This is a genomic window from Achromobacter anxifer (assembly GCF_903652925.1).
In the GTDB taxonomy this organism is placed as follows: domain Bacteria; phylum Pseudomonadota; class Gammaproteobacteria; order Burkholderiales; family Burkholderiaceae_B; genus Achromobacter; species Achromobacter anxifer.
Window position 1 is genome coordinate 535,679 of sequence record NZ_CAHLAR010000001.1, and the last position, 25,914, is coordinate 561,592.

The window sequence follows — 25,914 nt, forward strand, 5'->3', positions numbered from 1 at the left end:
CTCAGGCGCCGTGGCCGGGGTTGCTGGAGGCCGCGCCGGTCTCCAGATCCAGCAGCCGGCGCGCCATGCGCAGCAGCCGGAACAGCTTTACCAGCCCGGCATCGCTCAGGCGCGGATATGCGCCGCCGCCATGCAGCAAGGCCGCCAGGTCGTCGGCCAGCCGGGCGCCATCGAAGCCGGGGGCGGGTCGGGGCGCGGCGCACAGCGCATGCAGCAAGGTCAGCACCGCACACGCGAACGGAGGCAATGCGCGCACCGCCGGGGGCGCCACGCAGACGAAGCCCATGCCGCCTTCGCTGGGTTCGACCTGCCCGGCCACGTCGGCTTCCTCGGCGATCTCGCGCGCGAACTGCGCGATGTGCACCCGCAGCCGATCCGGCACATCCAGGCCGGGCTCGATGTACCAGACATCCGAGATGGGGTAGAGCCCGCCCGCCTGCACAGGGATCGCGCGCAGCGCGTCGGCCTCGAAGTCGGGCAGCTTGTCGCCCATCTGATCGGCCACCATGCGCTGGATGGATTGCAGGCGTTCGGTGGTCGGGGCCGGGGACACGATGTGACCCTGCAGGCGTTCGTCATCCTGCTGCATGCCCTTGTCGCTGGCGGCCGGCGTGGAACCGGCCTGCGCAGCCTGGCCAGGGCCAGGCTCCGACGACTGCACCGAGGGGCCGGGCGGCAGCGAAGGCGGTGACGGTGGTCGCGGTGGCCCGGCCGGCACCGCAGGTCTTGCCGCCTGCAGCGGCGCAGGATCGCTGGTCAATGCGCGCTGCCGGCTCTCGCTGTCGTCGATTTCCAGGCTCAGCGTGTCGTAGTCCGCTTCCAGCAGCTCGGCCATCTGGCCGACCAGCTCGTCCTGCACCCGCTGCGGTGAGAAGTTGTCGGGCTGCGTGTCGAACTGCGCCAGCACGTCCTGGAACAGCGTAGCGAAGTCCATCGACAGGTTGCGCCTCAGGGCACGCCGCTCCCAGGTGCGTTCGCAGGCCTTGCGCAGCACCGCGAGCCGTTCCACCTGATGCCGGCCGAGCCCGCCGTACAGCAGCGTGGGGATCGCCGGGAGCAGGTAGTGCACGGCGTCCTGCATGCGGCTGATGTGCGACTGCGGCAGCGGGAAGCCATCGGCCGTAAGCCGCCGCGCCAGCTCGCTCTGCGACAGCGGCTGGCCGCTGTCCCGCCCCATTTCCTGCTCGTAGAACTCGCGCGCCTTCTCCACGCCCAAGGCCCGCTCGATGAAGCTGAGCCCGCCGCGCAACTCGTTCTCGGCCAGGTGCCCGGTCAGCATCACCACTTCGCCGCGCTGCGGCCACGGGCGGAACAGGCAGGGGATGCGGAAGAACCGTTCGTCTTTCGTCTCGCTCCACAGCTCGCGCAGGATCGCCAGGCGCGTGTTGCCGCCGTTGCGGATGATGTAGTGCGGTTCGCCGGGCCGGCGCGTGATCGCGGGCGGCGCATCGAGCCCGCGTTCGCGGATCGAGGCCTTGATGTCCTCGTAGGCCGGGTTGCGCGTCACGCGCGGGTCGTGGTCGTAGGGGCGCAACTGGTCCAGCGTCACCACCATCGGCGTGTCGGCGATGGGGTCGCTCAGGGCCGCGACCGAAGGGCCGTTGCGCTCGAAGCCCGAGGCCAGCAGATTGGCGGCCATGTCCTGCGGCGTCAGGTCAGCCACGGCCATTCTCCTGAGATGCTGCAACACCCTGGGCCGCCTGTCGGTCGGCGCGGCGAAGCTGCGCACGGGCGTTGCGCTCGGCGCGGTGGTCGCTCGCCGTCGAGCTGGTGTAGATCGGCGCGCAGCCTTGCTTCGTGAACAGCAGGTGCCCGCCGCGGGTGCGCACCACCTTCCAACCTTCTCCCAGGGCGAACTCGATCAGCCCTCGCAGCCGCTTGTGGCCGCGGGCCAGGTCATGTGCGCTGGCCATGGCCGGCCCCTCCCGCGTCGCCTCGGCCGGTGACGAGCGCAAAGCGCTCCTGCCACGCCGGGAACAGCTCGCCGGCCAGCGCGCGCATGGTCTCCAATGCGGCAGGTGCCGTGCGGCCCGCCGGCTGGCGGTATTCCACCCGATGCACCGGCAGTCCGCGCGTCGCGGCGCGCTGATAGGCTTCAATCGCCGGCACGTCGGTGTCCAGCACGCGCACGCCAGGCTGCTCCTGGAATACCTGACGCAGCGCCTGCTGGATCAGCCGCGCATTCGACGACACCGGATGCACGCGGTTGATGAGCAGGTGCAGCGGCGGCGGCTCGATGCCGAGGTGGCGGTACGGCGCGATGTCCTCGATGAGTTGCAGCGTGCCGCGCCGCAGCTCGCGCGCCGCGAGGATTTCCGGCGTCACCGGCGAAAGCGCCAAGTTCGAGGCCAGCACCGCCATCTCCAGCAGCACGCTGCGCGCGCCCTGGGTGTCGATCAGCAGCAGGTCGTAGTGCGGCGCCAGCGTGGGCAGCAGGTGGCGCAGCCGCAATCTGCCATCGGGCGCGTGCAGCAGCAGCGTGTTCAGCTCGCCGCGGTCGTCGTTCGAGAGCACCAGGTCAAGCCGCTCGATCGCGGTGCGCGACACCAGTTGCTCGGCGCGCTGCTCGTTGTAGGCCAGCATCTCGTAGATGCCGGCCGGCGCGCGCTCGGCCAGCGTGAAGTAGCTCGACAGCGTGGGCTGCACGTCCAGGTCCAGCAGCAGCACGCGCAGCCCGGTGTCGGCTGCGAAGCCGCCCAGGTTGGCCGCCGTCGTGGTCTTGCCGACGCCGCCCTTGGTCGAAATGATGGACACCACCTGCATGGGCCTCTCCCGGTTGAATGGCATGTACCGAGGAAAAGCGTCAGGCGCGCTCATCGAGGCGATCGGCGATCCACTGCTCGACCTCCGCCGAGTCCCAGCCCACGGCGCGCACGCCCAAGCGCAGCGCCTTGGGGAACTTGCCTTCTTTCATCAGGCTGTAGATGTGCGCGCGCTTGAAGCCGGTTTTGGCCTCGACTTCGGCGCGACGCAGGATGCGGTGCTCGGCCGGCACTGCCGGCGCGGTGGTCTGCGAAGACATGAGAGACACTCCTTGACGCTCACTGGCGCTGTTCGGAAAGTGCCTCGTATTCAATACACCGCGGTCGCCGAAATCACTGCAATTGCAGAAGCAGCGACTGCAATTGCAGTGCGCCGCATCGGCATCATGCTGGCCGCGTCGTCAGCGCGACGCCTCCAGGTGGCGCCGCGCCTGCGCGAGCTTGCTCCACAGCGTCCGCTCGCTGAGACCCGGCCGCCCCTCATGGTGTGCGATCAGCGCGCTGACCACGGCATCCATGCTGCGGAACGACGAATAGGCCGCGCCTGACGGCGAATTGCCCAGCAGCAGCGTCAGCAGTCCGCCGATGATGTTGAGGTAAGTCGTCTCGCTGCGCAGGCCAGGCTCGCGCGCCTGTTCGTCGTTGGCCGCGCGCGTGGCATGTTCCTTCGCCAGTGCTTCGTGCGCGGTGCGCAGCGTTTCATGCACCAGGGCAAGTTCGGCAAGTTGCGACTTCGCTGCTTCGCGATCGGCCAGCAGAATGTTGAGCGTGTCCACGCTCACCGCCGGATGCACCGCGCGTTCGATGCCGTCAAACAAAAACCCCGGCCGATCGCCGGGGTAGAACTGCGACATCCACGCTTTCAAGTCCACGTGGCGCACGGTCAACTCGGGGTCGTCGAGCGCCGGCCGCTGCGAGTCCAGCACGATGCCGGCCTTGCCACCGGGCAATTCGCCATGCGTCAGCGCGTCGAAGATGCGCTCGGCATACAGGCGCAGCAGCGGCCAGCGCGGGAATTCGCCGGGCTCCGGCATGGCACGCTGCTCCAGCGCCTCCAGAATACGCTGCTCGAAGCGCAGGAGACCGCACCAGCGGACGGCCGCCTCGATCGGTCGGTAGTACGTCTTTGCGCCAAAGGCGTGGCTGCTCGATTTCGGCATAACGCGCTCTTCCCATCGTCGGATCGACACATGGCAAGCGCGCGCGGCCCACATGGGCGCAGCGATTGCCCAAAGAACCCGATAAAGCGCGAGCCGGTCGGCATCGTGGTGGACGTTGGGTGCGGCGATGTCGCCGAGCGTTACGCAGGGGGCAAACCTCCTTGCGGTGCCCGCTACACCTCAACCATAATGCACCTGCGAAAAATCTTGTTACCGGCGCAACGGTCTGAAAAGCCGCGCATCCAAGTTCGATCAGGAAGGGATGCCGCGCTTTACCGGAAAACCAGGGCAAAGTTTTCGTAGGAATACGGGCGGGGTAAAGCGCCAATGCGACTTCCGGCTGAGCCGGTTTGCATCCAGCAAGGGCTCATGCGTTCTGCGTCACTGCTGTGACCTCGACAGCTTGAAGGTGCCTTGCTTGATGCCGGGTGGATAGGCCCGATTCGCCATCCATGCCCGTGACGCAAAAGGTCGGCCGCCGATGCAATGCGGGTCAAGGTCCAGACCGAAAGGGAATCGTACCGTCCAAAATCCCCGCGTCACATCGGGCGTTGATCGGTGCCTTGCGGGCGTCCGACACGCTCCACGCGGTCGATGAACTGCCGCAGCGGCTCCATGATTTCGCCTTCGGGTCGCAGTAGATAGGTCGTCAGCGAAGCGGTCTCGTCGGCCAGCGGCCGCACGACGACATCGGCCTGATGGCAACCCGCCAGATGCGCCGCGCTCGAAAAGCCCACGCCGTAGCCGGCGGCCACGAGGGCCAGCATCAGGGAATGGGTCTTGACGTACTCGGCTACCGTCGGCTGCGCATCCACCGTGCGGAGCAGCCGTTCGCGCTGCCGGCTGCAACCTTCGCAGACCTGGGGATCGCACAGCACCAGCGGATAGCTCGCCACTTCCTCCAGCGGCACTTCCTTGAAAGCCAGCAGCGGATGCCTGGCGGGCAAAGCCACCACCAGCGGGTCTCGCCACACCGGCATGGCGACGATGCCGGCGTCCATTTCACCAGCCAATGCAAAACCTGCGTCATACAAGTCGTTGCGCAGTCCAGTCACCAACTGCGCCAGTGGCGTTTCAAATATCCGAATGCCGACCTGTGGTGCCTCCTCGCGGCAAAGCGCAAGCAACGCCGACAAGCGGGCCTGCCCCATGTCACCAGATAGTGCGATGCGCAACGTGTTCCGCTGGTTCGCTGCGGCGCGTGCCTTGGTCTGCGCTTGCTCGAAGGCCAGCAGTACGCGCCGGGCTTCTTCGAGGAAGACCTGTCCCGCCGGTGTGAGACGAACACTGCGTGGCAAGCGGTTGAGCAGCGGCACCCCTAAATCCGCCTCCATCTGGCGGATCGTGCGCGACAGTGGAGACTGTTCGATGTGCAGCCGTCGAGCAGCCCGGCCGAAGTGCAGTTCCTCGGCTACGGCGATGAAGCAGCGAAGATGGCGTAAGTTCATGCTTTCTCCCTACCGATGTGATCAGTCCATATCATCGTAGGGAGCCGAATAGTGCGGAGGATTCACCTCTGTATCGAGATGAGAGCCATCCTGGGGGGTGATGCTCGGATGCTTTTCGCCCATGTCGGCGCCTACGGCGAAGCTCTCGTTCGAGATCGCCCAGCTGCGACGCCTGAAGTTCGGCAAGAAGAGCGAGCAGCTCGATGCCGAACAACGCGCGCTGTTCGACGAGGCTCTGGACGCCGACCTTGCCGCGGCTGAGGCGCAGCTCCAGGAACTGCTGGGCAAGAAGAAGCCGCCGGCTACGCCTGGCGCGATGCCTAAGCGCACCGCCTTGCCGGCGGACCTGCCGCGCGTGGACTGCCACCACGAGCCCGAGAACACCCGCTGCGCGTGCGGCTGTGCGCTCAAGCGCATCAGCGAGAAGCTGGACTACACGCCGGGCGTGTTCACGGTCGAGTGCCACATCCGCAGCAAGTGGACCTGCGCATAGGTGCCGAACGCTGACCCAGGCGCCGGTCCCGGCGGAGATCATCGCCAAGGGCATCCCCACCTCCGGGCTGCTCGCGTAGGTGCTGGTCGCAAAGGACTCCGACCATCTGCCGCTTACATGGTCGTCCCTAGGCAAGCAGGAATAAGCTGCGTGAGTGAATCGGGAGGTTTGCGTAGCTGATGGCTGGCCAGCAGCGTCTGCGCCGGCGGCTTCACCGGCACGAAGCGCATGTGCGGGCGGGTTGCCGCCTCGCAGATCGCTGCGGCATCGGCCGCACCGTTCTTGCGTCCCTTGCCGGCCATGCGGTAGGGCGTGACGAAGTGGCCTGCAATCAGCCGCGCATCCAGCCCATAGCCGCGCAGCTTGCGTGCCCAGTGATGCGCACCGCCGCAGGCCTCCAGGGCCACCAGGCAGCCGGGAGGCAGCTCCGCGCACCAGGCCGCAAACTTGTCAGCGGCCAGCGCCTTGGCAACCACCACGCGCGCATCCACCGCATGCACCTAGATAACCCGCTTGGCCAGATCCACCCCGACTCGGGCAATCTCGTTCATGGACTTCCCCTTTCACATGGCTGCAGATTGATGACTTGGGGAGCACCATCGCGGTGGCAGCCAACATTTGTTTCCTGGCTGCTTACGATTGAGTCACATCAATCGGCCAGCAGGTCGCTGGATGTTGACTCTTGACTTTCGGCATATTAGGCGCAATATCTCGCAAAGTCTTGCAAGAATTTCCTCGAGCGAGGCCGCGTGACGACGGAACTTGTGGGGGTGGTATGACAGCGCGCCAGCAGGCGATCTTCACACTCGACGAGTTGGCTACCTACTTAAAGGTCGGCAAGCGGACGCTTTACCGGCTCGCCGCGCACGGGGAAATTCCGGCCTTCAAGGTCGGCGGGACGTGGCGGTTTCGTCAAAGTGAAATCGATCAATGGATCAATGATCAGATCCAAGCAGGCAGAAAGAAGGAGGTGATACGCACAGATGAGCAGCCGAAGTCAGCGAAACATCCCGTGTTGCCTGGGCGCGCTATCCATAGCCGCAGGCAAACGGATTGAGTGAGTCTTCAATTGATTTCTGGAGGTATGACATGGACATTGATTTCAAGAAATTGGCTCCCTGGAACTGGTTCAAGAAGGAGCAGGAAGAACAACAGAGCACTGCCTCGCTCCCGGTGCAGCGCAATGACCTGCCGGTGGCGGGTGGGCCCGTCAGTCCCATCCTGCAATTGCATCGCGAGATCGACCGCCTGTTCGACGACGCGTTTCGAGGCTTCGGCTTCCCGACGCTGGCCATGCCACGCTGGCCGTCGGACTGGCCGGGCATGCTGAAGCCGGCGCTGGACATCCAGGAGACCGACAAGCAGTACAAGATCGCCCTGGAAGTACCCGGCATCGAGGAAAAAGACATCCAGATCACGCTCGACAACGACGTGCTGCTGGTGCGCGGTGAAAAGCGTCAGGAGCAGGAAACGAAAGACGGCGGTTTCCACCGGGTGGAGCGCTCCTACGGCAGCTTTCAGCGCGCTCTGAACCTGCCGGCCGATGCCAACCAGGACACGATCAAGGCCGCTTTCAAGAACGGCGTGCTCACGATCACGATGGAAAAGCGCGAGGCCAGTACGCCCAAGCAGGGGCGCTCGATCCCGATCAACGGCTGACGCGGGGCAGCGCGTTTTTCTCAAAAACCACAAAGAGATGAGGCACCGTGATCGGCGGTGCCTCGTCAGATCAATCTTTACAGGAGCATCAGCATGGCCAGAAAACAATGCGAAGTCTGCGGCCAGCCCGCCACGGTGCGGGTGGAAGCCAATCTCAATGGTCGCCACAGCACCATGCTGTTGTGTGACGATCACTATCGCCAACTGGTGCGCCAGCAAAAGCGCACCGTCTCACCGCTGGAAGCCTTGTTCGGCTCGCGCAGCGGGCTGTTCGAAGACTTCCTTGGCAGCGACTTCTTCCGCATCGGTGACGACGCACCGTCCATGGCGGCCGATACCGACGAGGTCGTCGATGCCTCGTTCGGCGAACCCGCCCCGGCCGGTACGGGCACCGCGCGCCGTCGCGGCAGTGGGCTCGCCAGCCGTATCAGCGAACAGTCCGAGGCCCTATTGCAGGAGGCCGCCCGACACGCTGCAGAGTTCGGGCGCGCCGAAGTCGATACCGAACACCTGCTCCTGGCGCTATCCGACAGCGACGTGGTCAAGACCATCCTGGGGCAGTTCAAGATCAAGGTCGATGACCTCAAGCGCCAGATCGAATCCGAAGCCAAGCGCGGCGATAAGCCGTTCGAGGGCGAGATCGGCGTGTCGCCCCGGGTCAAGGACGCGCTCAGCCGTGCTTTCGTGGCCTCCAACGAACTCGGCCACTCTTATGTCGGGCCGGAGCATTTCCTGATCGGGCTCGCCGAGGAAGGCGAAGGTTTGGCGGCCAACCTGCTGCGCCGTTACGGCCTCACGCCGCAAGCGCTGCGCCAGCAGGTAAGCAAGGTGGTCGGCAAAGGGGCCGAGGATGGCCGCGCCGAGACGCCGACCAACACGCCGGAACTCGACAAGTATTCGCGCGACCTCACCAAGATGGCGCGCGAGGGCAAGCTCGATCCGGTCATCGGCCGCGCGCAGGAGATCGAGACGACCATCGAAGTGCTGGCCCGGCGCAAGAAGAACAACCCGGTGCTGATCGGCGAGCCCGGCGTCGGCAAGACCGCCATCGTCGAAGGGCTGGCGCAGCGCATGGTCGCCGGCGAAGTGCCCGAGACGCTGCGCGACAAGCGTCTGGTCGAACTCAACATCAACGCCATGGTGGCAGGCGCCAAGTACCGCGGCGAGTTCGAGGAGCGCGTGCAGAAGGTGCTCAAGGAAGTGACCGAGCACCAGGGCGAGCTGATTCTCTTCATCGACGAGGTGCACACCATCGTCGGTGCAGGCCAGGGTGGCGGCGAAGGCGGGCTGGACGTGGCCAACGTGTTCAAGCCGATGATGGCGCGCGGCGAACTGAACCTGATCGGCGCCACCACGCTCAACGAGTATCAGAAGTACATCGAGAAGGACGCCGCGCTGGAGCGTCGCTTCCAGCCGGTGATGGTGCCCGAGCCGACGGTAGCGCAGACCATGATGATCCTGCGCGGCCTGCGCGACACGTTCGAGGCGCACCACAAGGTCAGTATCACAGAGGACGCGATCATCGCCGCCGCCGAGTTGTCCGACCGCTACATCACCGCCCGCTTTCTGCCCGACAAGGCAATTGACCTGCTCGACCAGGCTGCCGCGCGTGTGAAACTGTCGGCCACGGCCCGCCCAGTGGCCGTACAAGAGCTGGAGTCCGAACTGCACCAGCTGCGGCGTGAGCAGGACTATGTGGCCTCGCGCAAGCAGTACGACAAGGCCGCCGAGCTGGGCAAGCACATCGAGACCAAAGAGGCCGAACTCAAGAAGCTTGTCGAGGAATGGGAACGCGAGCGCGCCTCGGGCAGCGCCGAAGTCAAAGCCGAGCATGTCGCGCAGATCGTCTCGCGCCTGACCGGCATTCCGGTTAACGAGCTGACGGTGGAAGAACGCGAGAAGCTGCTGCATCTGGAGCAGCGGCTGCACGAGCGCCTGGTGGGCCAGGACGAAGCGGTGCGCGCGGTGGCCGATGCCGTGCGTCTGGCGCGCGCGGGCCTGCGCGAAGGCGGCAAGCCAGTGGCCACCTTCCTGTTCCTCGGGCCGACGGGTGTGGGCAAGACCGAACTCGCCAAGGCGCTGGCCGAGTCGATCTATGGCGATGAAGGTGCGCTGCTGCGCATCGACATGTCCGAGTACGGTGAACGCCATACCGTGGCACGCCTGGTGGGCGCGCCTCCGGGCTATGTGGGCTATGACGAGGGGGGGCAGCTCACCGAGAAAGTGCGGCGCAAACCCTACAGCGTGTTGTTGCTCGATGAGATCGAAAAAGCGCACCCCGACGTCTACAACATCCTGTTGCAGGTATTCGACGACGGGCGGCTCACCGACGGCAAGGGCCGGGTGGTGGATTTCACCAATACCATCATCATCGCCACCTCGAACTTGGGCTCGGACATCATCCAGCGTCGGCTGAAGGCCCGTGGCGCCGCCGGCGAGGAATACGAGAAGACCAAGTTCGAGGTGATGGACGTGCTGCGCGGACACTTCCGCCCCGAGTTCCTCAACCGCATAGACGAAATCATCGTCTTCCACGCGCTGGGCAAGGAGGAGATCCGCCATATCGTCGGCCTGCAGCTCGATCGTGTGGCCCGCAACGCCGCCAGCCAGGGCGTGACGCTGACCTTCGATCAGACCTTGATCGATCACTTCGCGGAGGAAGGCTACAAGCCCGAGTTCGGCGCGCGCGAGCTCAAGCGGCTGATCCGCAGCGAGCTGGAGACCGCGCTGGCGCGCGAGATGCTCGGTGGCGGCATCGGCAAGGGCGATCACGCCAGCGCTCGCTGGGATGACAAGGCCGAGCGGGTGGTTTTCGAGCGTAAGGAGCCACCCGCGAAGCCGGCCGAGCCTGAGAAGCCCGATGCCGCGAACGCGGCCGAGACGCCGCCTAGCGACGCGAGCAAGCCTGCGCGCAAGAAGAAGTCAGCGGGCGGCGAATCTTGAGCGATGGGAGGCTGTCGTGTCCGACCCCAACGGGCTGACATGGGCAGCCACCCTCGTGTCGCTGGCGGTCGCTATCCCCACAGCGGGGCACGCGGTCATCTACAAGCGTGACCCTCGATCGGCCACGCTGTGGGTACTGCTGATCGCCTTGTTGCCGCTGGGCGGTTCGCTGCTGTATGGGCTGTTCGGCATCAACCGTTACCAGCGGCGGGCGCGGCGGCTCTTCCCGGGGGCAGATCCTGCTGTTCGGCAGGACCTCTCGCCCACGATGCCCGAGGCTGTATCGCCGCCGCTTGCCGGTCTGGCGCACCTGGTGGGACGCGCCACCGACCAGTCGCTGACCGGCGGCAACCGCATCGAGCCGCTTGTCGATGGCGAGCAGGCCTACCCGGCCATGCTCGCCGCCATCGAATCGGCGCGGTACAGCGTCGCCTTGGCCTCGTACATCTTCGACAGCCAAGGTATCGGGGCGCAGTTCGTCGATGCGCTGCGCCGGGCTCATGAGCGCGGCGTGCATGTGCGGGTGCTGATCGACGACGTGTATGCCCGCTGGACGCCCCGCAGCGCCTACCGCGCCTTGCAGCGCGCCGGCGTTCCGGCGGCGACGTTCAACCCGACGTTGATTCCCGCGCGCCTGCATGCCGCGCATCTGCGCAATCACCGCAAGCTGCTGGTGATCGATGGCGAGACGGGTTTCACCGGCGGCATGAACATCTTCAGCCCGTATTGGCGGCCCGATTCGCCGGGCCGGGCCTGTCACGATTTGCACTTTCGTCTGCGTGGGCCGGTGGTTGCGCATCTGATGCGGTGCTTCACCGACGATTGGTGCGATACCACGGGCGAGCGGCTCAACGAGGGTTTCTGGGGCGAACCGCCCGCAACGGCTGATGAGCAAGGAACCTCTTGGGCGCGCGGCATCGAGGCCGGTCCCGATGAGGCCCTGGACCGGCTGCGCTGGACCTTCATGGGCGCTTTGAGCGCGGCGAAGCATTCGGTGCGCATCTGGACACCTTACTTCGTGCCCGATCAGCCGATGATCGCGGCGCTGAGCACGGCCGCGTTGCGCGGCGTGCGTATCAACGTGCTGACGCCCGCAAACGGCGACCATCCCACGGTGCAATGGGCCGCACGCGCCCACTACTGGCAGGTGCTGGAGCACGGTGTGCGCATCTTCGAACGGCCGGGCCCGTTCGACCACAGCAAGCTGATGCTGGTAGACGGAGCGTGGTGCTGCCTGGGTTCGGCCAATTGGGATGCGCGCAGTTTGCGCCTCAACTTCGAGTTCAATGTGGAGGTGTACGACACCGCGTTGTCTACGCGGCTGTCATCCCTTTTTGATGCCGCTCGTGATGCGTCGGGCGAGATATCGGCGAAGGCGTTGCGGGCCCGCCCGCTGGCCATCCGCTTGCGCGACGGGGTGGCCCGTCTGTTCACCCCCATTCTCTAGCGACACGACTTGCGAGGAACATTGCCCATGGAAAAGAAAGATCAATGGAACATTGGCTACTGGATCGTCGCCGGCCTGTTGCTGCTGACGCTGCAGAACTACTGGCAGGCGGCCAAGACCGTCGAGCCCGTGCCCTACAGCGAATTCGAGAAGGCGCTGGCCGAGGGGCGCGTCGCCGAAGTGCTGGTGTCGGACCGCACGGTCACCGGGCGCCTGAAATCGCCGGACAGCCGGGGCAAGACCACCATCGTGGCCACCCGTGTCGAACCCGACCTGGCCGAGCGGCTGTCCAAGTACGACGTGCCCTATGCGCGGGTGGTGGAAAGCACCTGGCTGCGTGATGTGCTCTCCTGGATTCTGCCGGCCGTGGCCTTCTTCGGCGTCTGGTTCTTCCTGTTCCGTCGCTTCGCCGAGAAGCAGGGCATGGGCGGTTTCCTGAGCATCGGCAAGAGCCGCGCCAAGGTGTTCATGGAGAAGAACACCGGCGTCACCTTTGCCGATGTCGCGGGTGTGGATGAAGCCAAGGCCGAGCTGGTCGAGATCGTCGATTTTCTGAAGAACCCGCAGGACTACGGTCGTCTCGGCGCGCGCGTCCCGAAAGGTGTGTTGCTGGTTGGCCCGCCCGGCACGGGCAAGACCCTGCTGGCCAAGGCCGTGGCGGGCGAGGCCGGGGTGCCGTTCTTCTCCATCTCCGGCTCGGAGTTCGTCGAGATGTTCGTCGGCGTGGGGGCGGCGCGCGTGCGCGACCTGTTCGAGCAGGCCCGCGGGCAGGCGCCGGCCATCATCTTCATCGACGAGCTCGATGCGCTGGGCCGCGCGCGCGGCGTCGGCGGCCCCATCGGCGGCCACGACGAGCGCGAGCAGACCCTCAACCAGCTGCTCACGGAGATGGACGGCTTCGACAGCTCGGTCGGGCTGATCATCCTCGCCGCCACCAACCGCCCCGAAATCCTCGACCAGGCGCTGCTGCGCGCCGGTCGCTTCGACCGTCAGGTGCTGGTGGACCGGCCCGACAAGAAGGGACGGCTGGACATCCTGAAGGTGCACGTCAAGAAGGTTACCCTGGCCAGTGATGTCGATCTCGAACAAGTCGCGGCGTTGACGACCGGCTTTTCTGGTGCCGACCTAGCCAACCTGGTTAACGAAGCGGCGCTGGCTGCCACCCGGCGCAAAGCCCGTGCGGTCGAGCTGCAGGACTTCACTGCAGCGATCGAGCGCATCGTCGCCGGCTTGGAGAAGCGCAACCGTGTCCTCAACCCGAAGGAGCGCGAGACGGTGGCCTATCACGAGATGGGCCATGCCTTGGTGGCGCTGGCGCTACCAGGCGCAGACCCGGTACACAAGATATCGATCATTCCGCGCGGCATCGGCGCACTGGGCTACACGCTGCAACGCCCCACCGAGGACCGGTTCCTGATGACGCGCGCCGATCTGGAGCACAAGATCGCCGTACTGTTGGGCGGGCGCGCCGCAGAGAAGTTGGTGTTTGGCGAACTGTCGACCGGTGCCGCAGACGATCTGGCGCGAGCCACCGACATCGCGCGCGACATGATCACCCGCTTTGGCATGGACGAGGGGCTCGGCTACATCGCGTTTGAGGCGCAGCGGCCACGCTTTCTCGATACGCCGGAACTGGTCCACGGTGGCTGCCGGGTGGCTGAATCGACCCAGACGCGCATTGATCAGGCCGTCCGCGACATCGTGATGGGCGTGTTTGAGCGCGCCTACCGGATCCTCGACACCAACCGCGCGGTGCTGGAGCGTTGTGCGCGCGAACTGCTGGCGCGGGAAACGCTCGACGAGAACGACATCCTTCAATTGACCCAAGGACTTATTCTAGATAGAAACGAAAAGTAGTAGGCGCTATTCAGAGTGAGCCGGCGGCTCTGTTCGGTGCGTCATCCAATTCGCCGGCATTGTTCAAGGAGAACCGATATGTCTGCATTGACTCCGTGGGACCCCTTCCGGGAACTGGATGAATTGCACAACCGCCTGGCGACGATGTTGGGACGGACACCCCAGCGACAGGGCGCCCGTACCGGCAACGAAGCCATGACCACAGCGGACTGGGCACCAATGGTGGACATCAGCGAGGATGAGAACGCATTCATCCTCAAGCTGGATCTGCCGGAGGTCCCCAAGGATGCCGTGCGCGTCAGCGCGGAAAACGGCGTGCTCACCATCAGCGGCGAGCGCAAACTGGAAAAAGAGGAGCAGGGCAAGAAGTTCCACCGCATCGAACGTGCGTATGGCCGCTTTGTGCGCAGCTTTGTCTTGCCTGACAACATTGATCCGACCAAGGTGACGGCTTCGATGAAAGACGGCGCACTGGAAGTGCGGCTTGTCAAGGCCGAGCAAGCCAAACAGAAACAGATTGAAATCTCAGTCAACTAACTTTACTTAGGAGCCCAATATCATGAATATCAAACAGCCCCAATCAACCTTCTCCGCACTTGCCCTGGCGGTCGTCGTCGGACTGAGCGGACCGGCTCAGGCCCAATCGGCGGCAGGTTCTAGCCCAGGTGCTGCAGCACCCTCTGCCGCTTCCAAGGCGGCGCAGCCACAGGTAGATGACAAGGCCGCCCGGGAAGCCGAAAAAAAGCGTGCTGAGCTCACTCAGGACGCCATCACGGCGCTCACCAAGACCCAGGAGGCTTTGACACTCCTTGATGCAAAGAAGACCAAGGAGGCGCTCGCTGCGCTGGAACTGGCCAGCGGAAAGCTGGAACTGGTATTGGCACGCGACGCCAAACTTGCTTTGGCGCCGGTCAATGTACGCGTCATCACCCGCGATATCCACGCCAACGTGGAAACGGTGAAGAAAGCGGTCAAGTTGTCTCGGGAGCTGTTGGGTGATGGCGAGGTGCAAAAGGCCCGGCCCATCGTCGCCAATCTGGCCAGCGAAATCGTGATCGAAACCGACAACCTGCCGATGGCAACGTACCCGGCAGCGATCAAGTCGGCCGCACGGCTCATCGACAGCGGCAAGATCGACGACGCCAAGGCGGAACTCGCCCGAGCACTGAACACGCTGGTGGTGACCTCGGTCGCCCTTCCTCTGCCCGTGCTACGGGCTGAAGCCGCGATGGCAAAAGCTGAAAAGCTGGCCGAGACCGACAAGCGCGATGCCAAGCAGAACGAGGAGCTCAGCACCTTGCTGTCGTCCGTGCGCACGGAGATCGAAATGGCGCAGATCCTGGGTTATGGCAAGAAGGCGGATTTCAAACCCATCTTCGATCATGTGAAGTCCATTGAGCAAAAGTCGGCTGGTGGCAAAAGCGGCAAGGGATGGTTCGACGAGTTGAAGACGCGCCTCCAAAAGCTGTTTTGAGGTGATGAAGGGGCCGACTGTTCGGTCGGTCCGTCTCGCGATGTTCGCAGTCAGCCCCAATAGATTCGCCTATTTTCACTAACTCACACGAGGCATATCACCATGAATGAGCAAACATCGAATCCCAATGCGACGAACAAAGAAATAAACGAACAGGCCGCGGTAAGCAGCCTTCCTGTCAGTCCAGAGGCCAAGGCTGAAGTCGTCACGGAGGTACAGCCTGAGGTTCAGAAAGAAACGGACTCGCAGGCGGCAGACAAACGTAAACAAGTCCTCGATGAGGCCGTCTCGGCCTTGGCGCTGACCAAATCAGCGCTGGCCGCACTTGACGGCAAGGACGCTGCACGCGCATTGGCAACGCTGGCCGAAGTGACGGGAAAGCTGGAGCTGATCGTTGCGCGCGAACCCACGCTCGCCCTGGCCCCCGTTGATGTGCGCACCATCGTGCACGACTTGTTCGCCAACACGGAAACCATTGAGGCGATGACCGACGAGGCGCTGGATGCCCTCAAACATGGCGAGGTGCAACAGGCACGTCACGTGCTGGCTTTGCTGGCCAGTGAAATCGTGATCGCGGTCACCAACATCCCTCTGGCGTCCTATCCCGCAGCCGTGAAGGCAGTCGTGCCGCTGATCGATCAGGGCAAGATCGAAGAAGCCAAAGCCGCGCTGCAGTCAGCGCTCAGCACGCTGGTCGAGGAGCGCAGCGTGCTTCCGCTGCCCGTCCTGCGTGCGAAGCTGCTCCTGAAGCGCGCCGAGACCTTGGTAGAAGATGGTCAGCGGAGCGAAGCGTCCAATGAGCGCCTGGAGGCATTATTGAACGAAGCGCGGCAGCAGTTGGAAATGGCAGAACTGCTGGGCTATGGAAAGAAGAAGGACTTTGAGCCCCTGTATGCTGAACTCAAGAAAGTCAAGCAAAAGACGGCTGGGGGAGGCGGCGGAAAAGGCTGGCTCGATGAAATCAAGGCAAAACTGTCCAAGTTGTTCTGAAACCCCTGGATAGGGCGTAAGAGGGGCGCATAGCGCCCCCTCTCTTGTCCCATGAGTGTTTGATTTTTTATTTTGTATAGATCTTTAGGAGATATTGCATGAACACAGACACCATCGCTAATTCCAATGCGGATGACCCCACCAAAGCACTGTGTTCGCTGAGCCAAAATTGGTGGCTTTTTGTGCTGCGCGGTGTCTTGGCATTGATTTTTGCAGCCCTTGCGTTCTGGATGCCACAATCGGCTCTATTGGCCATGACCATCATGTTCGGCGCATTTTCCTTGGTCAATGGCGCTTTCAACTTGGTTGCAGCGGTGCGCCATATCCAGAAAAAAGAGCGCTGGGGCTGGCTGCTGTTCAGCGGCATTGTCGGCATACTTACCGGCGTCGTCGTCCTGGTTGCTCCTTGGGTCGCCACGATGGTCATGGCTTCTTTTTTATGGGCTAGCGTGGGGTTCTGGGCGATTTTCACCGGTGTGCTGGAAATATCCGCCGCCGTTCGGCTGCGTCAAGAAATCAAGGGTGAAATCTGGCTTGCCTTCAGTGGACTGCTCTCGATTGTCCTTGGCGCAATCGTCTTGTGGATATTTTTTTCCCGTCCGGTCGAGTCATTCCTGGCCGCAGGCTGGCTGTTGGGCTTCTATGCGGCAGTCTATGGTGTCACGCTTTTGTTCTTGAGTTGGCGTCTTCGCAAAACGCGCCAGGGATAAGAGCGGGTCAAACTAAATTCTATGGATATGAACATCCTCGATTCATACCTCCATAGAAATGACATCGAAGGAGTCATACATGCAGATGCAATATAGCTATCGAGCTATCGACAAAGAGTTTCATGAACCTTGGCAGAGAGCTTGGGGAAATGTGATCGAGCACGCCCTCAAGCCATTGCTCGACAAACACACTAAAGATTCAGTGCGACTTCAAATCGTCCTTGATCGCGACAAGACCAAGCGGCAATTTCTGGCCAGTGGCTATATGCACCTGCCCGGCAAAAAGATTGTCAGCGTTACTGCATCACATGACGAGCTGACGCCCCTCGCGCAGATGCTCGCACAGTCGTTGTTCCGTCAGGCCAAGAAGCATTTTGACCGGCTGCATGCTCAGGATCAAATCAAGCGCAAAGCACGACGCGAGCGCTTGCGCGAGCTCAAGGTGCGGATTGCCGCAAAACCCGCGTCAGCCGCCCATGAGGCCAAAGTGACCCGAATGCCTCTACTGTCGAAACTTGAGGCTGTCGCAAGGCGTGAGCTGGCTTATCTGCGTGCCGTCGGCGATTTACCGCGCGATTATCCGACGCTGCGCGACGTGGTGGATGAAGCGATTGTCCAAGCTGAGGTGGAATGGCAATCCGTGCCGGAAGAAAAAGCGGCTTACATCGGTCTTCTGAAGCATCTGTTCGCCGTCCTGGATCACGAAGTGGCAAACAGCCGGCAATTTGGCGAATTCGTTTCTCTGGACGCGCCGGTCGAAGCGGATGCCCAGGACGTCGCCGAGGCCATGGTGGAAGAGGAAGTCTTCGAATTTTATCAGCCCGATGACACACTCAGGCTGGCCGATATCATCGCTGACAGTCAGCATCCCGATGCCGCAACGATCGCGGAACAGGAGGAGCTAGTTGATCGGTCGAGCGAGTTCGCTTTTGCATTCGACCTACTGAAGGACATGCCGCGTTTGTGGCGGCGCATTTTTCTGCTTATCCGTGTGGACGGGCTGGATGCCAGCAGCGTCTCTGAAATCCTGCTGATTCCTGGTAAGGAAGATACTGTCCAAAGGTGGCTCGTGCAGGCCGAAGCGTTCATCGCTGCTCATTTGGAAGAGGCCGGAGTAAGCAAAGACGGGAACGATTGGCTCCAAGGCGTTGATTGGTCGGCATTGTCTGTGACCCGAAGCGAGACGGCCTCGCTGTTGTCCAAGGAGGCGAACCATGAAGAATGATCTTCACCTCGTCTGTCCGCATTGCCAGTCCATCAACCGCGTACCGACTGCGAAGCTATCGGAACATCCCAACTGCGGCCGCTGCCAGCAGCCCTTGTTCACGGGCGAACCCATCGAGTTGACCACGGCGACGTTCTCGCGCCACGTGGAGCGCAGCGACCTGCCACTGTTGGTCGATTTCTGGGCACCTTGGTGCGGGCCGTGCAAGATGATGGCCCCGCAGTTCCAGCAAGCGGCGCGCCAGCTCGAACCCAGGATCCGGCTGGCCAAGGTCAATACCGAGGCTGAGCCCCACCTGGCCGCGCAGTTCGGTATCCGCAGCATTCCGACGCTCGCCCTGTTCCAGGGCGGACGTGAGATCGCACGCCAGGCAGGCGCCATGGGCGCGCAGGACATCGTGCGCTGGGCATCTGCACATGTGGGACGCTGACCGATGCAGGATTTGCTCGGCACTACCCTGATCCTGCTGGCGGCGTGCAGCCTGGCGGCGGTGGCGACGGCGGCTTTCAGAGTACCCGCCTTGCTGGGTTACCTCGCCGTCGGCGCCTTGCTGGGCCCCACGGTCAGCGGTGTGATCGCGCCGGGAGAAGCGCTTGATTTTCTGTCCGAGCTGGGCGTGGCCCTGCTGCTGTTCATGGTTGGGCTGGAATTCTCCCTCGGGCACTTTTGGCTCACTCGCAAGACCGTACTGGTGGCTGGCAGTTTGCAGATGGTCGTTGTGGCTGCGCCACTGACCCTGGTGCTGATCGGGTTGGGTCAGCCAGCCCAGAGCGCTGCACTGCTCGGCGCTGCGGCGGCCATGTCTTCCACGGCGCTGGTCAGCCGGCAGTTGGCCGACCAAGGCGAGCTCACCACCCGCCACGGCCGCAGCGCCATCGGCGTGCTGGTCTTTCAGGACCTGGCCAGCGTGCCCCTGCTGGCCCTGCTGGCGATCTGGGCGCGCGGCGAGTCGCCGAAGATCGAGAGCGTGCTGCTCGAAGTGTTGGGCGTGCTGATGTTGTTCGCGGCAGCGGCCCTCGCCTCCCGTCGTCTGTTGCATGGCCTGCTGGGCTGGGTGGCGCGGCAGGGCCACGAAGAATCCTTCGTGCTGGTTTCCTTGTGCGTGGTGGTGGCTGCCGCCGCTGCTGCACACGCGGTCGGCGTATCCGCCGCCCTGGGTGCGTTTTTGGCCGGCATGGTGCTGGGCGAGAGCGACGTCCGGCACCACATGGAAAACCACCTCAAACCGTTTCGCGATGTGTTGTCGGGGGTGTTCTTCGTGACTGTCGGCCTGCAGCTGGACGGAGCACAGATTCTTTCGGCACCGCTGACGGTGTTGGCGTGGCTGGCAGTGCTGGTACCGGTCAAGATCGGGCTCAACACCCTGGCCTTGCGGGCGACGCGCCTGTCCGCCCTCGATGCCTGGCGCACGGGCATAGCGTTGGGGCATGGCGGCGAGTTCGCCCTGCTGTTGTTGGGCATGGTCTTGCAGCAGCATCTGATTCCCGCGACCGTCGTACAACCCATGCTGGTTGCGCTGGTGCTCAGCATGGCCTTGGCACCGCTACTGATCCGCCATCACGATGTACTTGCCCGGTTCTTGAGCCGCACCGGTGGCGTCATTCAGCCACCCCAGGCTGAAGAAGTCGAGATCGCCGCGCAGACGGCGCGATATCGAGACCATGTCATCGTTTGCGGCGCGGGCGAGCTTGGCCTGACAGTCAGCGAGATTCTTCGCCACGCCGGCGTGGCGCATCTGCTGCTGGAGGCGGACGCGCAGAAGGTCGAGGCCGCGAGTGCCGCCGGCGCGCCGGTGTTCCATGGCGATGCCAGTCGGCCCGATACCTTGCTGGCTGCCGGGTTGGCGCAAGCGCGTCTGGTGGTGCTGACGTTCGACCATGCCCAGCAAGCGTTGCGCATCGCCCAGGCGATTGCCGAGCGCCGTCCGGCGCTGACCTTGTGGGTGTCATGCAGAAGTACGACCGCGGCCGATGCATTTCGCGCCATGCCCAACGTGCGCGTGTACCAGCAATCCTTTGCCGCAGCTATTGGGCTGGCGGAACAGGTGATGTCGACGCTTGGCATGTCGACCGAGCTGATTGAAGGACACATCAGCGCAATGCGCCGCCGTCTCGACAGCAGCCGTTTTCCAGGGAGTCCATCTTCATGAAATCAACACGCCTCAACCCATTTCAGGTCTTGCGTGACCAATGGGCCATCATGAGTTTTTACGAGCGCTTCGAGCAGGTCGTCGCCCTCGTTCTGTCGGCAGTAATTGCCGTCATCATCGTGGTGTCGCTGTTCCAGCTCATCGCCATCGTCTTCACGCTGCTGGTCCTCGATGCCTTCAATCCCCTGGATCACAAGGTATTCCAGAGTGTGTTCGGCATGATCATGACGCTCTTGATCGCGATGGAGTTCAAGCATTCCATCGTGCGCGTGGCGCTGCGTCGGGACAGCATCATCCAGGTCAAGACCGTGATACTCATCGGCCTGATCGCGCTGGCGCGCAAGTTCGTGATCCTTGACCCCGAGGCGAGCCCCGCAAAGATAGCCGCGCTGGCAGGCGCCACGCTGGCTCTGGGTGCGACCTACTGGCTGCTGCGCGAGCGCGGCGACCGCGCCGCCGCGACCTCTGAGCATGACCCGTCATCATCCCAGTGATCCGCGCACGGCGCTGTTGCAACACCGCTGGCTCAACCGCCTGCAGACCGGGCTGTTGGTCCTGACCCTGGTCGGGATCGCAGCCGCCGCAGGAAGCCCGCTGTTCGGGAAAAGCGGCCTGTGGCTCGCGCTGTTTGCCGTTGCAGGCACGCTGCTGCTGGAACCGGCAGCCGCATCCGCCTTGACCTTGCGCCTGTACCGCGCACGGGCTTTGTACCCGCACGAAGCCCCCGAGATTTGGGCCATGTTGCGCGAACTGTCCGCCCGTGCCGGTTTGTCCGCCACGCCGGTGCCGCACTACGTGCCCAGTGCCGTCGTCAACGCCTTCGCTATCGGCTCGAAGCAGCATGCATCGATCGCCCTCACCGATGGCCTGCTGCGCAACCTGAGTTCGCGCGAACTGGCGGGTGTGCTCGCGCACGAGGTCGCGCACATCGCCAATGAGGATCTGCGTGTCATGGGGCCGGCGGATTCCGTCAGTCGCCTCACGAGCCTGCTGGCGATGGTCGGACAGATCGCTATTGTGTTCAGCTTGCCCGCACTGCTGGCCGGCGCGGTGGCGGTCAATTGGCCTGGACTGCTTCTGCTGGCCGCCTCGCCCCAGCTGGCCCTGCTCGCACAGCTCGGCTTGTCTCGCGTGCGTGAGTTCGACGCTGACCGCCTCGCGGCGGAACTGACCGGCGACCCGCAAGGGCTGGCGTCCGCGCTGGCGAAGATCGAGCGGGTCAGTCGCTCATGGCGTGCCTGGTTGTGGCCGGGACGGGGCAATCCCGAACCCTCCTGGTTGCGCACGCATCCGGCAACGCAAGAGCGCATCTCACGCCTACTGACGTTGGCGCCTGGGCCAGCATCAGCGTTGCCATTCCACGCGCCCCATTTCTTGCCGGAATCCGCTGTGACGCCGCGCCCGCCGCGCTGGCACCCGAGCGGGCTGTGGCGCTGATTGCCTATCAACAGGAGACTTCTCATGGCCTACCCCGACCCGTACCAACGTCCCGCGCCGGACCACTTCGTCCGGCGCTGGCTCTTCATCACCGCCTGTATTGCCACGCTCATGCTGGTGTGGCAGTTCCTGCCCGCCATCGAGGCCTGGTTCAGTCCGCGCGAGGCGGCAGATCGCACCGTGACGGCGCGTGGCGATCTGGCGGCGGACGAGAAAGCCACCATCGAACTGTTCGAAGAATCGCGCGCTTCGGTGGTCTACATCACCACCGCGCAGCTGGTGCGCGACGTCTGGACTCGCAATGTCTTTTCCATGCCGCGCGGCACCGGTTCGGGCTTTATCTGGGACGATGCCGGCCACGTCGTCACCAACTTCCACGTCATCCAGGGTGCTTCTGAAGCCACGGTCAAACTCGCCGATGGCCGCGACTACCAGGCCGCGCTGGTGGGGACGAGCCCAGCGCACGACATCGCCGTGCTCAAGATTGGCGTCGGTTTCAAGCGCCCGCCGGCCGTGCCGGTCGGCACCAGTGCCGACCTCAAGGTGGGTCAGAAGGTGTTCGCTATCGGCAACCCCTTCGGCCTGGACTGGACGCTCACCACCGGCATCGTCTCCGCGCTCGACCGCTCGTTACCCGGAGAAGCGGGCGGCCCGGCCATCGATCACCTGATCCAGACCGACGCCGCCATCAACCCTGGCAACTCCGGTGGGCCGCTGCTCGATTCGGCAGGAAGGCTCATCGGCATCAACACGGCGATCTATAGCCCCTCCGGCGCCTCGGCCGGGATTGGTTTCGCCGTGCCGGTGGACACCGTCATGCGCGTAGTCCCGCAACTCATCAAGACCGGTAAGTACATCCGTCCGGCGCTGGGCATTGAGGTGGACGAACAGCTCAATCAGCGCCTGCTTGCACTGACCGGAAGCAAGGGCGTGTTCGTGTTGCGTGTTACCCCTGGTTCGGCAGCGCACAAGGCCGGCCTCGCGGGTGTCGAAGTCACGCCGCAAGGCATCGTGCCGGGCGACCGCATCATCGATGTTGATGGCAAGGCGACGGACGATGTGGCCAAGCTGCTCGCGCGGCTAGACGACAGGAAGGTCGGCGATGTGGTGGTCTTGTCAGTGGAACGGGCCGGCAAATCGCGCGAGGTGCGTGTGGAGCTGCAACCCGGGAATTGATTGAACTGAACCTGTGGATCAGGCGGTAGTGCAGCGTCGCGGTGATTGAGGTTCTCAGGTCTTCGGCCAGGTAGCGTTCCGCCTCAACCTCCGTAATTTTCGGATGCGATCTGCCTATCCGAATAGGCAAGCATGCAACGCCGGAACCTCTTGCCAATCATCGAAGGAGAAAGCGAGGCGCAATCCGCATGAGGTGGACGCAGGCCAGGAACGAGGCAAACAGGAGGCCGCATTGGAACTCAGACTACTGCGCTATTTCGTTGCGGTCGCGGAAGAACTGCATTTCGCGCGAGCGGCCGAGCGCCTTGGCGTAGAACAATCGCCTGTGTCGCGCGCAATGCGCAATCTCGAAGCCACGCTCGGCGTGCAGTTGTTCGACCGCAGCGCGCACCAGACGCGACTGACCTGGGCCGGTCAAGTGTTCCTCGGTGAGTGCCGGCGTGTGCTGGCCACCGTGGAGCAGGCGGTGAGTGCCGCAAAGGCGGCGGCGCAGGGCTATCAGGGTTATCTGCGCATCGCCATCTGCGACAGCTTGGCGCAGCCCCACATTGCCACCTTGCTGGCGCGCAGCCGCGAGGAAGAGCCCGAACTGGAGATTCGCGTCTTCGAGCTGCCTTTCGCGCAGCAGCTCAAGGGCCTGCACAACGATCTGCTGGACATCGGCTTTGCGCTGTCGGACGCGGTGAGCGAAGGCCTTGTCGCCGAGCCCGTGTGGACCGATCCTCTGTCGGTGATCGTGCCCGTGCGCCACCCCTTGTTGGCGCACGCGGAAGTGCCATTGGATGAAGCCTTGAAGTTTCCGTTGGTACTGTGCCATCCGGACGCGGGATCGGGCTGCCACCACCAGATCCAGGCGGTGCTTCAAGGTGCGTCCAAGCCGCTCAAGCTGGTAGATCAGGTGACGAGCCTAGGCGTGATGCTGACTCTGGTCGGTGCCGGTTATGGCCTAGGTTTCGCCATTGCCTCGCAGGTGCAGACCCTGAACCGCCCCGACATAACCGTTCGCCCCTTGGCCGGCACGCCGCCCATGCTGTCCACCTACCTGCTGCGCCGCAGCGCCGAACCCTCTGAGCCCATGAAGCGGTTTCTGCAGCGCGCCCGCGAGGAGTTCCTGCCAAAGGGAGATGAACCGGCCTCGTGACGTTGAGCGCTCGGGTACATTGGCTACTGCTGGCTGTCCATGGCTCGCACTGGACTTGCTCGGAGCGCGCGTTGACCAAGCGTGGTTTTTCAGTCCATAATTATGTCCATCTCGGTTCGCCGAGTGCGGAAAACTCGTTATCAATCAACGAGTTGGGAACACGATGATGTTCCCTTCACCCGCTCCAAAATCCCTGATCTTCAAGGCTTGGTCCGTCATCGGGCGTATCGGCTGCTTCAAGGCTGCCACGACATGCCTGTCGATCCGGATGGACGGTGACGGAACGCCGGCTTCCGCCACACCCTTCCAGACCGGACGAACTACAGATGGAAATCGCCAGCGGCTTCGGGCTGGTAAAGCACTTTCCTGATCCCGATCCGGCGGGTCCGGTCCGAAATGCGCCAGTCGATGGAGTCCCCTTCCTGATAGCCCAGGATGGCGGCGCCGACGTCGGAGCATACGGAAAACTTCCCGGCGCTGCTGTCGGCGTCTTCCGGGTAGACCAGGGCCACTTCCATTTCTTCGTCGTCCAGTTGCAGCAAGGCCCTGGAGTTCATCGTGACCACGTTGCGCGCCACCTGCTGCGGCTTGACGACGATGGCTCGCTCAAGCTCGTGCTCAAGTTCGACTACGGCCGGTCCTTGCTCGAGTTCGATCAGCTCCTTGAGCCGCGCCTTGTCGATCTCGGTGATGTAGATATCGGTCGAGTCGACAATGACGCCTTCGCGCAGGAGCCGCAGATAGCGCCCTGCGGTCATGGCAAATGACTTCAGCGTCGGCGTTTCGCTTTCAAGCAGAAAGCCGCTGCGCAGAAAGGTCTTCAGCGAGCGCGCGTTGTCCGGATGGATCTTGGCGATGAGCTTCTCCGCCCGCATGTCGAGGAAGGCCAGCTTCATGCCTTCGCGGATCGTGCTGGCGCCCAGGTTTCGGCCCCAGTTGTCGCAGTCTCCGATGACCAGGACGATCTCGCAGTCCGGGCCGGTCTTGACGAGGCGGACGAAGCCTACCGGGGCGTCATGCCGGTCATAGGCCATGAAGAAGCGGCCGCCCTGGTTGAAGAGATGGGTCAGGATCGGCAGCTGGGTCCGATCGATGGCTTGCTCGATGAAGCGGGAGACGTTGCGCGAATCGCTCAGGTAGCAGGTAACGCGCTCGTCTTCCAACCAGTCCATCAGAGTCAGCGCATGCGCCCGAGTGATCTCCGGGCACAGCGAAATGAAAGGCTTGTTCATCTTCACCACACTTATTCGTAAAGGATGAAAGCCCTTCATGGCTACGGCCATGACGGTTCTTTCGGCAAACCGCGCATTTTAGGCCGGAATGCGATTGGATGCCGAAGAGCGCCGGGCAGGAGCAGCTACAGTCCGGTGCACCCACGGGTGCTAACGTAATCGTTGATGAGGCCAACGATCCGGAATTTCCGCACGACGCAATGGAGGACTCCAACATGACCGACGACGAAAAAGCGATCCGGCAAGTGGTAGAGACCTGGATGACCGCGAGCAAGGCTGGAGATCTCGAGACCGTCCTGACCTTGATGACCGACGATGTGGTGTTCTCGGTGCCCGGGCAGGAGCCGTTTGGCAAAGAGGCCTTTGCCGCGGCTTCGCAAGGCATGGGCGGCATGCGGATTGAGGGCAACAGCCACATCGTCGAATTGCAGCTTCTGGGAGACTGGGCGTTCATCCGCAACCGCATTGAAATGACGGCGACGCCGCCCGGCGGAAAATCCATCCGGCGCTCGGGATACACGCTGACGCTACTGCGCAAGGAGTCCGATGGAAAGTGGCGGCTTGCGCGTGATGCCAATATGCTGACCGTTCAGCCCTGAGGCTGGCCGCTG

The 25,914-nt window shown here is 63.5% G+C and carries 24 protein-coding genes and 2 pseudogenes; 18 read left to right on the forward strand and 8 right to left on the reverse strand.

Translation table 11 applies throughout. The features are described 5' to 3' along the window. Nucleotide 1: 1 nt before the first annotated feature. The 6 genes from HWY37_RS02545 to HWY37_RS02570 all read right to left on the reverse strand — a co-directional run bounded on the left by HWY37_RS02545 (nt 2) and on the right by HWY37_RS02570 (nt 5,370). Nucleotides 2-1,663: a ParB family protein gene (locus HWY37_RS02545; protein ID WP_003454909.1), complete on the reverse strand. Its 1,662-nt coding sequence runs from the start codon at nt 1,661-1,663 to the stop codon at nt 2-4. Then, a complete protein-coding gene (locus HWY37_RS02550) occupies nt 1,656-1,913 on the reverse strand; it encodes a hypothetical protein (RefSeq protein WP_003454921.1) in 258 nt (85 codons plus the stop codon). The genes HWY37_RS02545 and HWY37_RS02550 overlap by 8 nt, the downstream gene beginning before the upstream one ends. Continuing rightward, nucleotides 1,897-2,763, reverse strand: coding sequence for a ParA family protein (locus HWY37_RS02555; RefSeq protein WP_003454923.1), 867 nt, complete (start codon nt 2,761-2,763; stop codon nt 1,897-1,899). The genes HWY37_RS02550 and HWY37_RS02555 overlap by 17 nt, the downstream gene beginning before the upstream one ends. 40 nt (nt 2,764-2,803) lie before the next feature. Continuing rightward, nucleotides 2,804-3,022 carry an AlpA family transcriptional regulator gene (locus tag HWY37_RS02560; protein ID WP_003454927.1) on the reverse strand — a complete coding sequence of 73 codons (219 nt, stop codon included), beginning with the start codon at nt 3,020-3,022 and terminating at the stop codon, nt 2,804-2,806. Between the two features lie 141 nt (nt 3,023-3,163). Further along, nucleotides 3,164-3,922, reverse strand: a complete 759-nt coding sequence (locus HWY37_RS02565) for a hypothetical protein (RefSeq protein WP_003454930.1) — start codon at nt 3,920-3,922, stop codon at nt 3,164-3,166. 539 nt (nt 3,923-4,461) lie between these two features. Beyond that, on the reverse strand, nt 4,462-5,370 hold the full coding sequence (locus tag HWY37_RS02570; RefSeq protein ID WP_012761385.1) for a LysR family transcriptional regulator: 909 nt from the start codon (nt 5,368-5,370) through the stop codon (nt 4,462-4,464). Between the two features lie 139 nt (nt 5,371-5,509). Between HWY37_RS02570 and HWY37_RS02575 the strand changes: the two are divergent. Beyond that, nucleotides 5,510-5,939 (forward strand): annotated as a pseudogene (locus HWY37_RS02575) (transposase domain-containing protein); the annotation flags it as partial. Between the two features lie 121 nt (nt 5,940-6,060). Here HWY37_RS02575 and HWY37_RS02580 read toward each other — a convergent pair. Continuing rightward, nucleotides 6,061-6,354 (reverse strand): annotated as a pseudogene (locus HWY37_RS02580) (IS110 family transposase); the annotation flags it as partial. Between the two features lie 284 nt (nt 6,355-6,638). Between HWY37_RS02580 and mads1 the strand changes: the two are divergent. From mads1 to HWY37_RS02660, 16 genes are all read left to right on the forward strand, one after another. Then, nucleotides 6,639-6,920, forward strand: coding sequence for a methylation-associated defense system helix-turn-helix domain-containing protein MAD1 (gene mads1, locus HWY37_RS02585; protein ID WP_024973322.1), 282 nt, complete (start codon nt 6,639-6,641; stop codon nt 6,918-6,920). A gap of 32 nt (nt 6,921-6,952) precedes the next feature. Further along, a complete protein-coding gene (locus HWY37_RS02590) occupies nt 6,953-7,522 on the forward strand; it encodes an Hsp20/alpha crystallin family protein (protein WP_016446189.1) in 570 nt (189 codons plus the stop codon). A 93-nt stretch (nt 7,523-7,615) separates the two neighbouring features. Further along, the gene (gene clpK / locus HWY37_RS02595) at nt 7,616-10,465 is read left to right on the forward strand and encodes a heat shock survival AAA family ATPase ClpK (protein WP_176087783.1); all 2,850 of its coding nucleotides are present in this window, start codon (nt 7,616-7,618) and stop codon (nt 10,463-10,465) included. Between the two features lie 16 nt (nt 10,466-10,481). After that, nucleotides 10,482-11,912 (forward strand): cardiolipin synthase, encoded by a 1,431-nt coding sequence (gene cls, locus HWY37_RS02600; protein WP_176087784.1) that lies wholly within the window; start codon nt 10,482-10,484, stop codon nt 11,910-11,912. Between the two features lie 27 nt (nt 11,913-11,939). After that, on the forward strand, nt 11,940-13,769 hold the full coding sequence (ftsH, locus tag HWY37_RS02605) for an ATP-dependent zinc metalloprotease FtsH (RefSeq protein WP_176087785.1): 1,830 nt from the start codon (nt 11,940-11,942) through the stop codon (nt 13,767-13,769). A 78-nt stretch (nt 13,770-13,847) separates the two neighbouring features. After that, complete coding sequence (gene hsp20-GI / locus HWY37_RS02610; protein ID WP_176087786.1) at nt 13,848-14,306, forward strand: small heat shock protein sHSP20-GI; 459 nt, start codon at nt 13,848-13,850, stop codon at nt 14,304-14,306. Between the two features lie 22 nt (nt 14,307-14,328). Next, complete coding sequence (gene yfdX1, locus HWY37_RS02615) at nt 14,329-15,243, forward strand: heat resistance protein YfdX1 (protein WP_176087787.1); 915 nt, start codon at nt 14,329-14,331, stop codon at nt 15,241-15,243. A gap of 102 nt (nt 15,244-15,345) precedes the next feature. Next, a complete protein-coding gene (yfdX2, locus tag HWY37_RS02620) occupies nt 15,346-16,233 on the forward strand; it encodes a heat resistance protein YfdX2 (protein ID WP_176087788.1) in 888 nt (295 codons plus the stop codon). Nucleotides 16,234-16,331: 98 nt separating this feature from the next. Continuing rightward, complete coding sequence (gene hdeD-GI / locus HWY37_RS02625) at nt 16,332-16,943, forward strand: heat resistance membrane protein HdeD-GI (protein ID WP_066785458.1); 612 nt, start codon at nt 16,332-16,334, stop codon at nt 16,941-16,943. Between the two features lie 79 nt (nt 16,944-17,022). Beyond that, nucleotides 17,023-18,168, forward strand: a complete 1,146-nt coding sequence (locus tag HWY37_RS02630; RefSeq protein ID WP_176087789.1) for a hypothetical protein — start codon at nt 17,023-17,025, stop codon at nt 18,166-18,168. Continuing rightward, on the forward strand, nt 18,158-18,598 hold the full coding sequence (gene trx-GI, locus HWY37_RS02635) for a heat resistance system thioredoxin Trx-GI (protein WP_176087790.1): 441 nt from the start codon (nt 18,158-18,160) through the stop codon (nt 18,596-18,598). Before HWY37_RS02630 ends, trx-GI begins: the two co-directional genes overlap by 11 nt. Before the next feature lie 3 nt (nt 18,599-18,601). Further along, complete coding sequence (gene kefB-GI / locus HWY37_RS02640) at nt 18,602-20,317, forward strand: heat resistance system K+/H+ antiporter KefB-GI (protein WP_176087791.1); 1,716 nt, start codon at nt 18,602-18,604, stop codon at nt 20,315-20,317. Next, nucleotides 20,314-20,811 carry a heat resistance protein PsiE-GI gene (psiE-GI, locus tag HWY37_RS02645; RefSeq protein ID WP_176087792.1) on the forward strand — a complete coding sequence of 166 codons (498 nt, stop codon included), beginning with the start codon at nt 20,314-20,316 and terminating at the stop codon, nt 20,809-20,811. The genes kefB-GI and psiE-GI overlap by 4 nt, the downstream gene beginning before the upstream one ends. Then, nucleotides 20,789-21,754, forward strand: coding sequence for a zinc metalloprotease HtpX (locus HWY37_RS02650; protein WP_176087793.1), 966 nt, complete (start codon nt 20,789-20,791; stop codon nt 21,752-21,754). Before psiE-GI ends, HWY37_RS02650 begins: the two co-directional genes overlap by 23 nt. A gap of 24 nt (nt 21,755-21,778) precedes the next feature. Further along, nucleotides 21,779-22,930 (forward strand): S1C family serine protease, encoded by a 1,152-nt coding sequence (locus HWY37_RS02655; protein WP_023101533.1) that lies wholly within the window; start codon nt 21,779-21,781, stop codon nt 22,928-22,930. Nucleotides 22,931-23,162: 232 nt separating this feature from the next. Further along, the gene (locus HWY37_RS02660) at nt 23,163-24,071 is read left to right on the forward strand and encodes a LysR family transcriptional regulator (protein WP_003141085.1); all 909 of its coding nucleotides are present in this window, start codon (nt 23,163-23,165) and stop codon (nt 24,069-24,071) included. A 320-nt stretch (nt 24,072-24,391) separates the two neighbouring features. Here HWY37_RS02660 and HWY37_RS02665 read toward each other — a convergent pair whose 3' ends face one another. Then, the gene (locus HWY37_RS02665; RefSeq protein ID WP_176087794.1) at nt 24,392-25,354 is read right to left on the reverse strand and encodes a bifunctional GNAT family N-acetyltransferase/nucleoside diphosphate kinase regulator; all 963 of its coding nucleotides are present in this window, start codon (nt 25,352-25,354) and stop codon (nt 24,392-24,394) included. 164 nt (nt 25,355-25,518) lie between these two features. Here HWY37_RS02665 and HWY37_RS02670 point away from each other — a divergent pair, with 164 nt between their 5' ends. After that, on the forward strand, nt 25,519-25,902 hold the full coding sequence (locus tag HWY37_RS02670) for an SgcJ/EcaC family oxidoreductase (protein ID WP_176088051.1): 384 nt from the start codon (nt 25,519-25,521) through the stop codon (nt 25,900-25,902). The last annotated feature ends 12 nt before the right edge of the window (nt 25,903-25,914 follow it).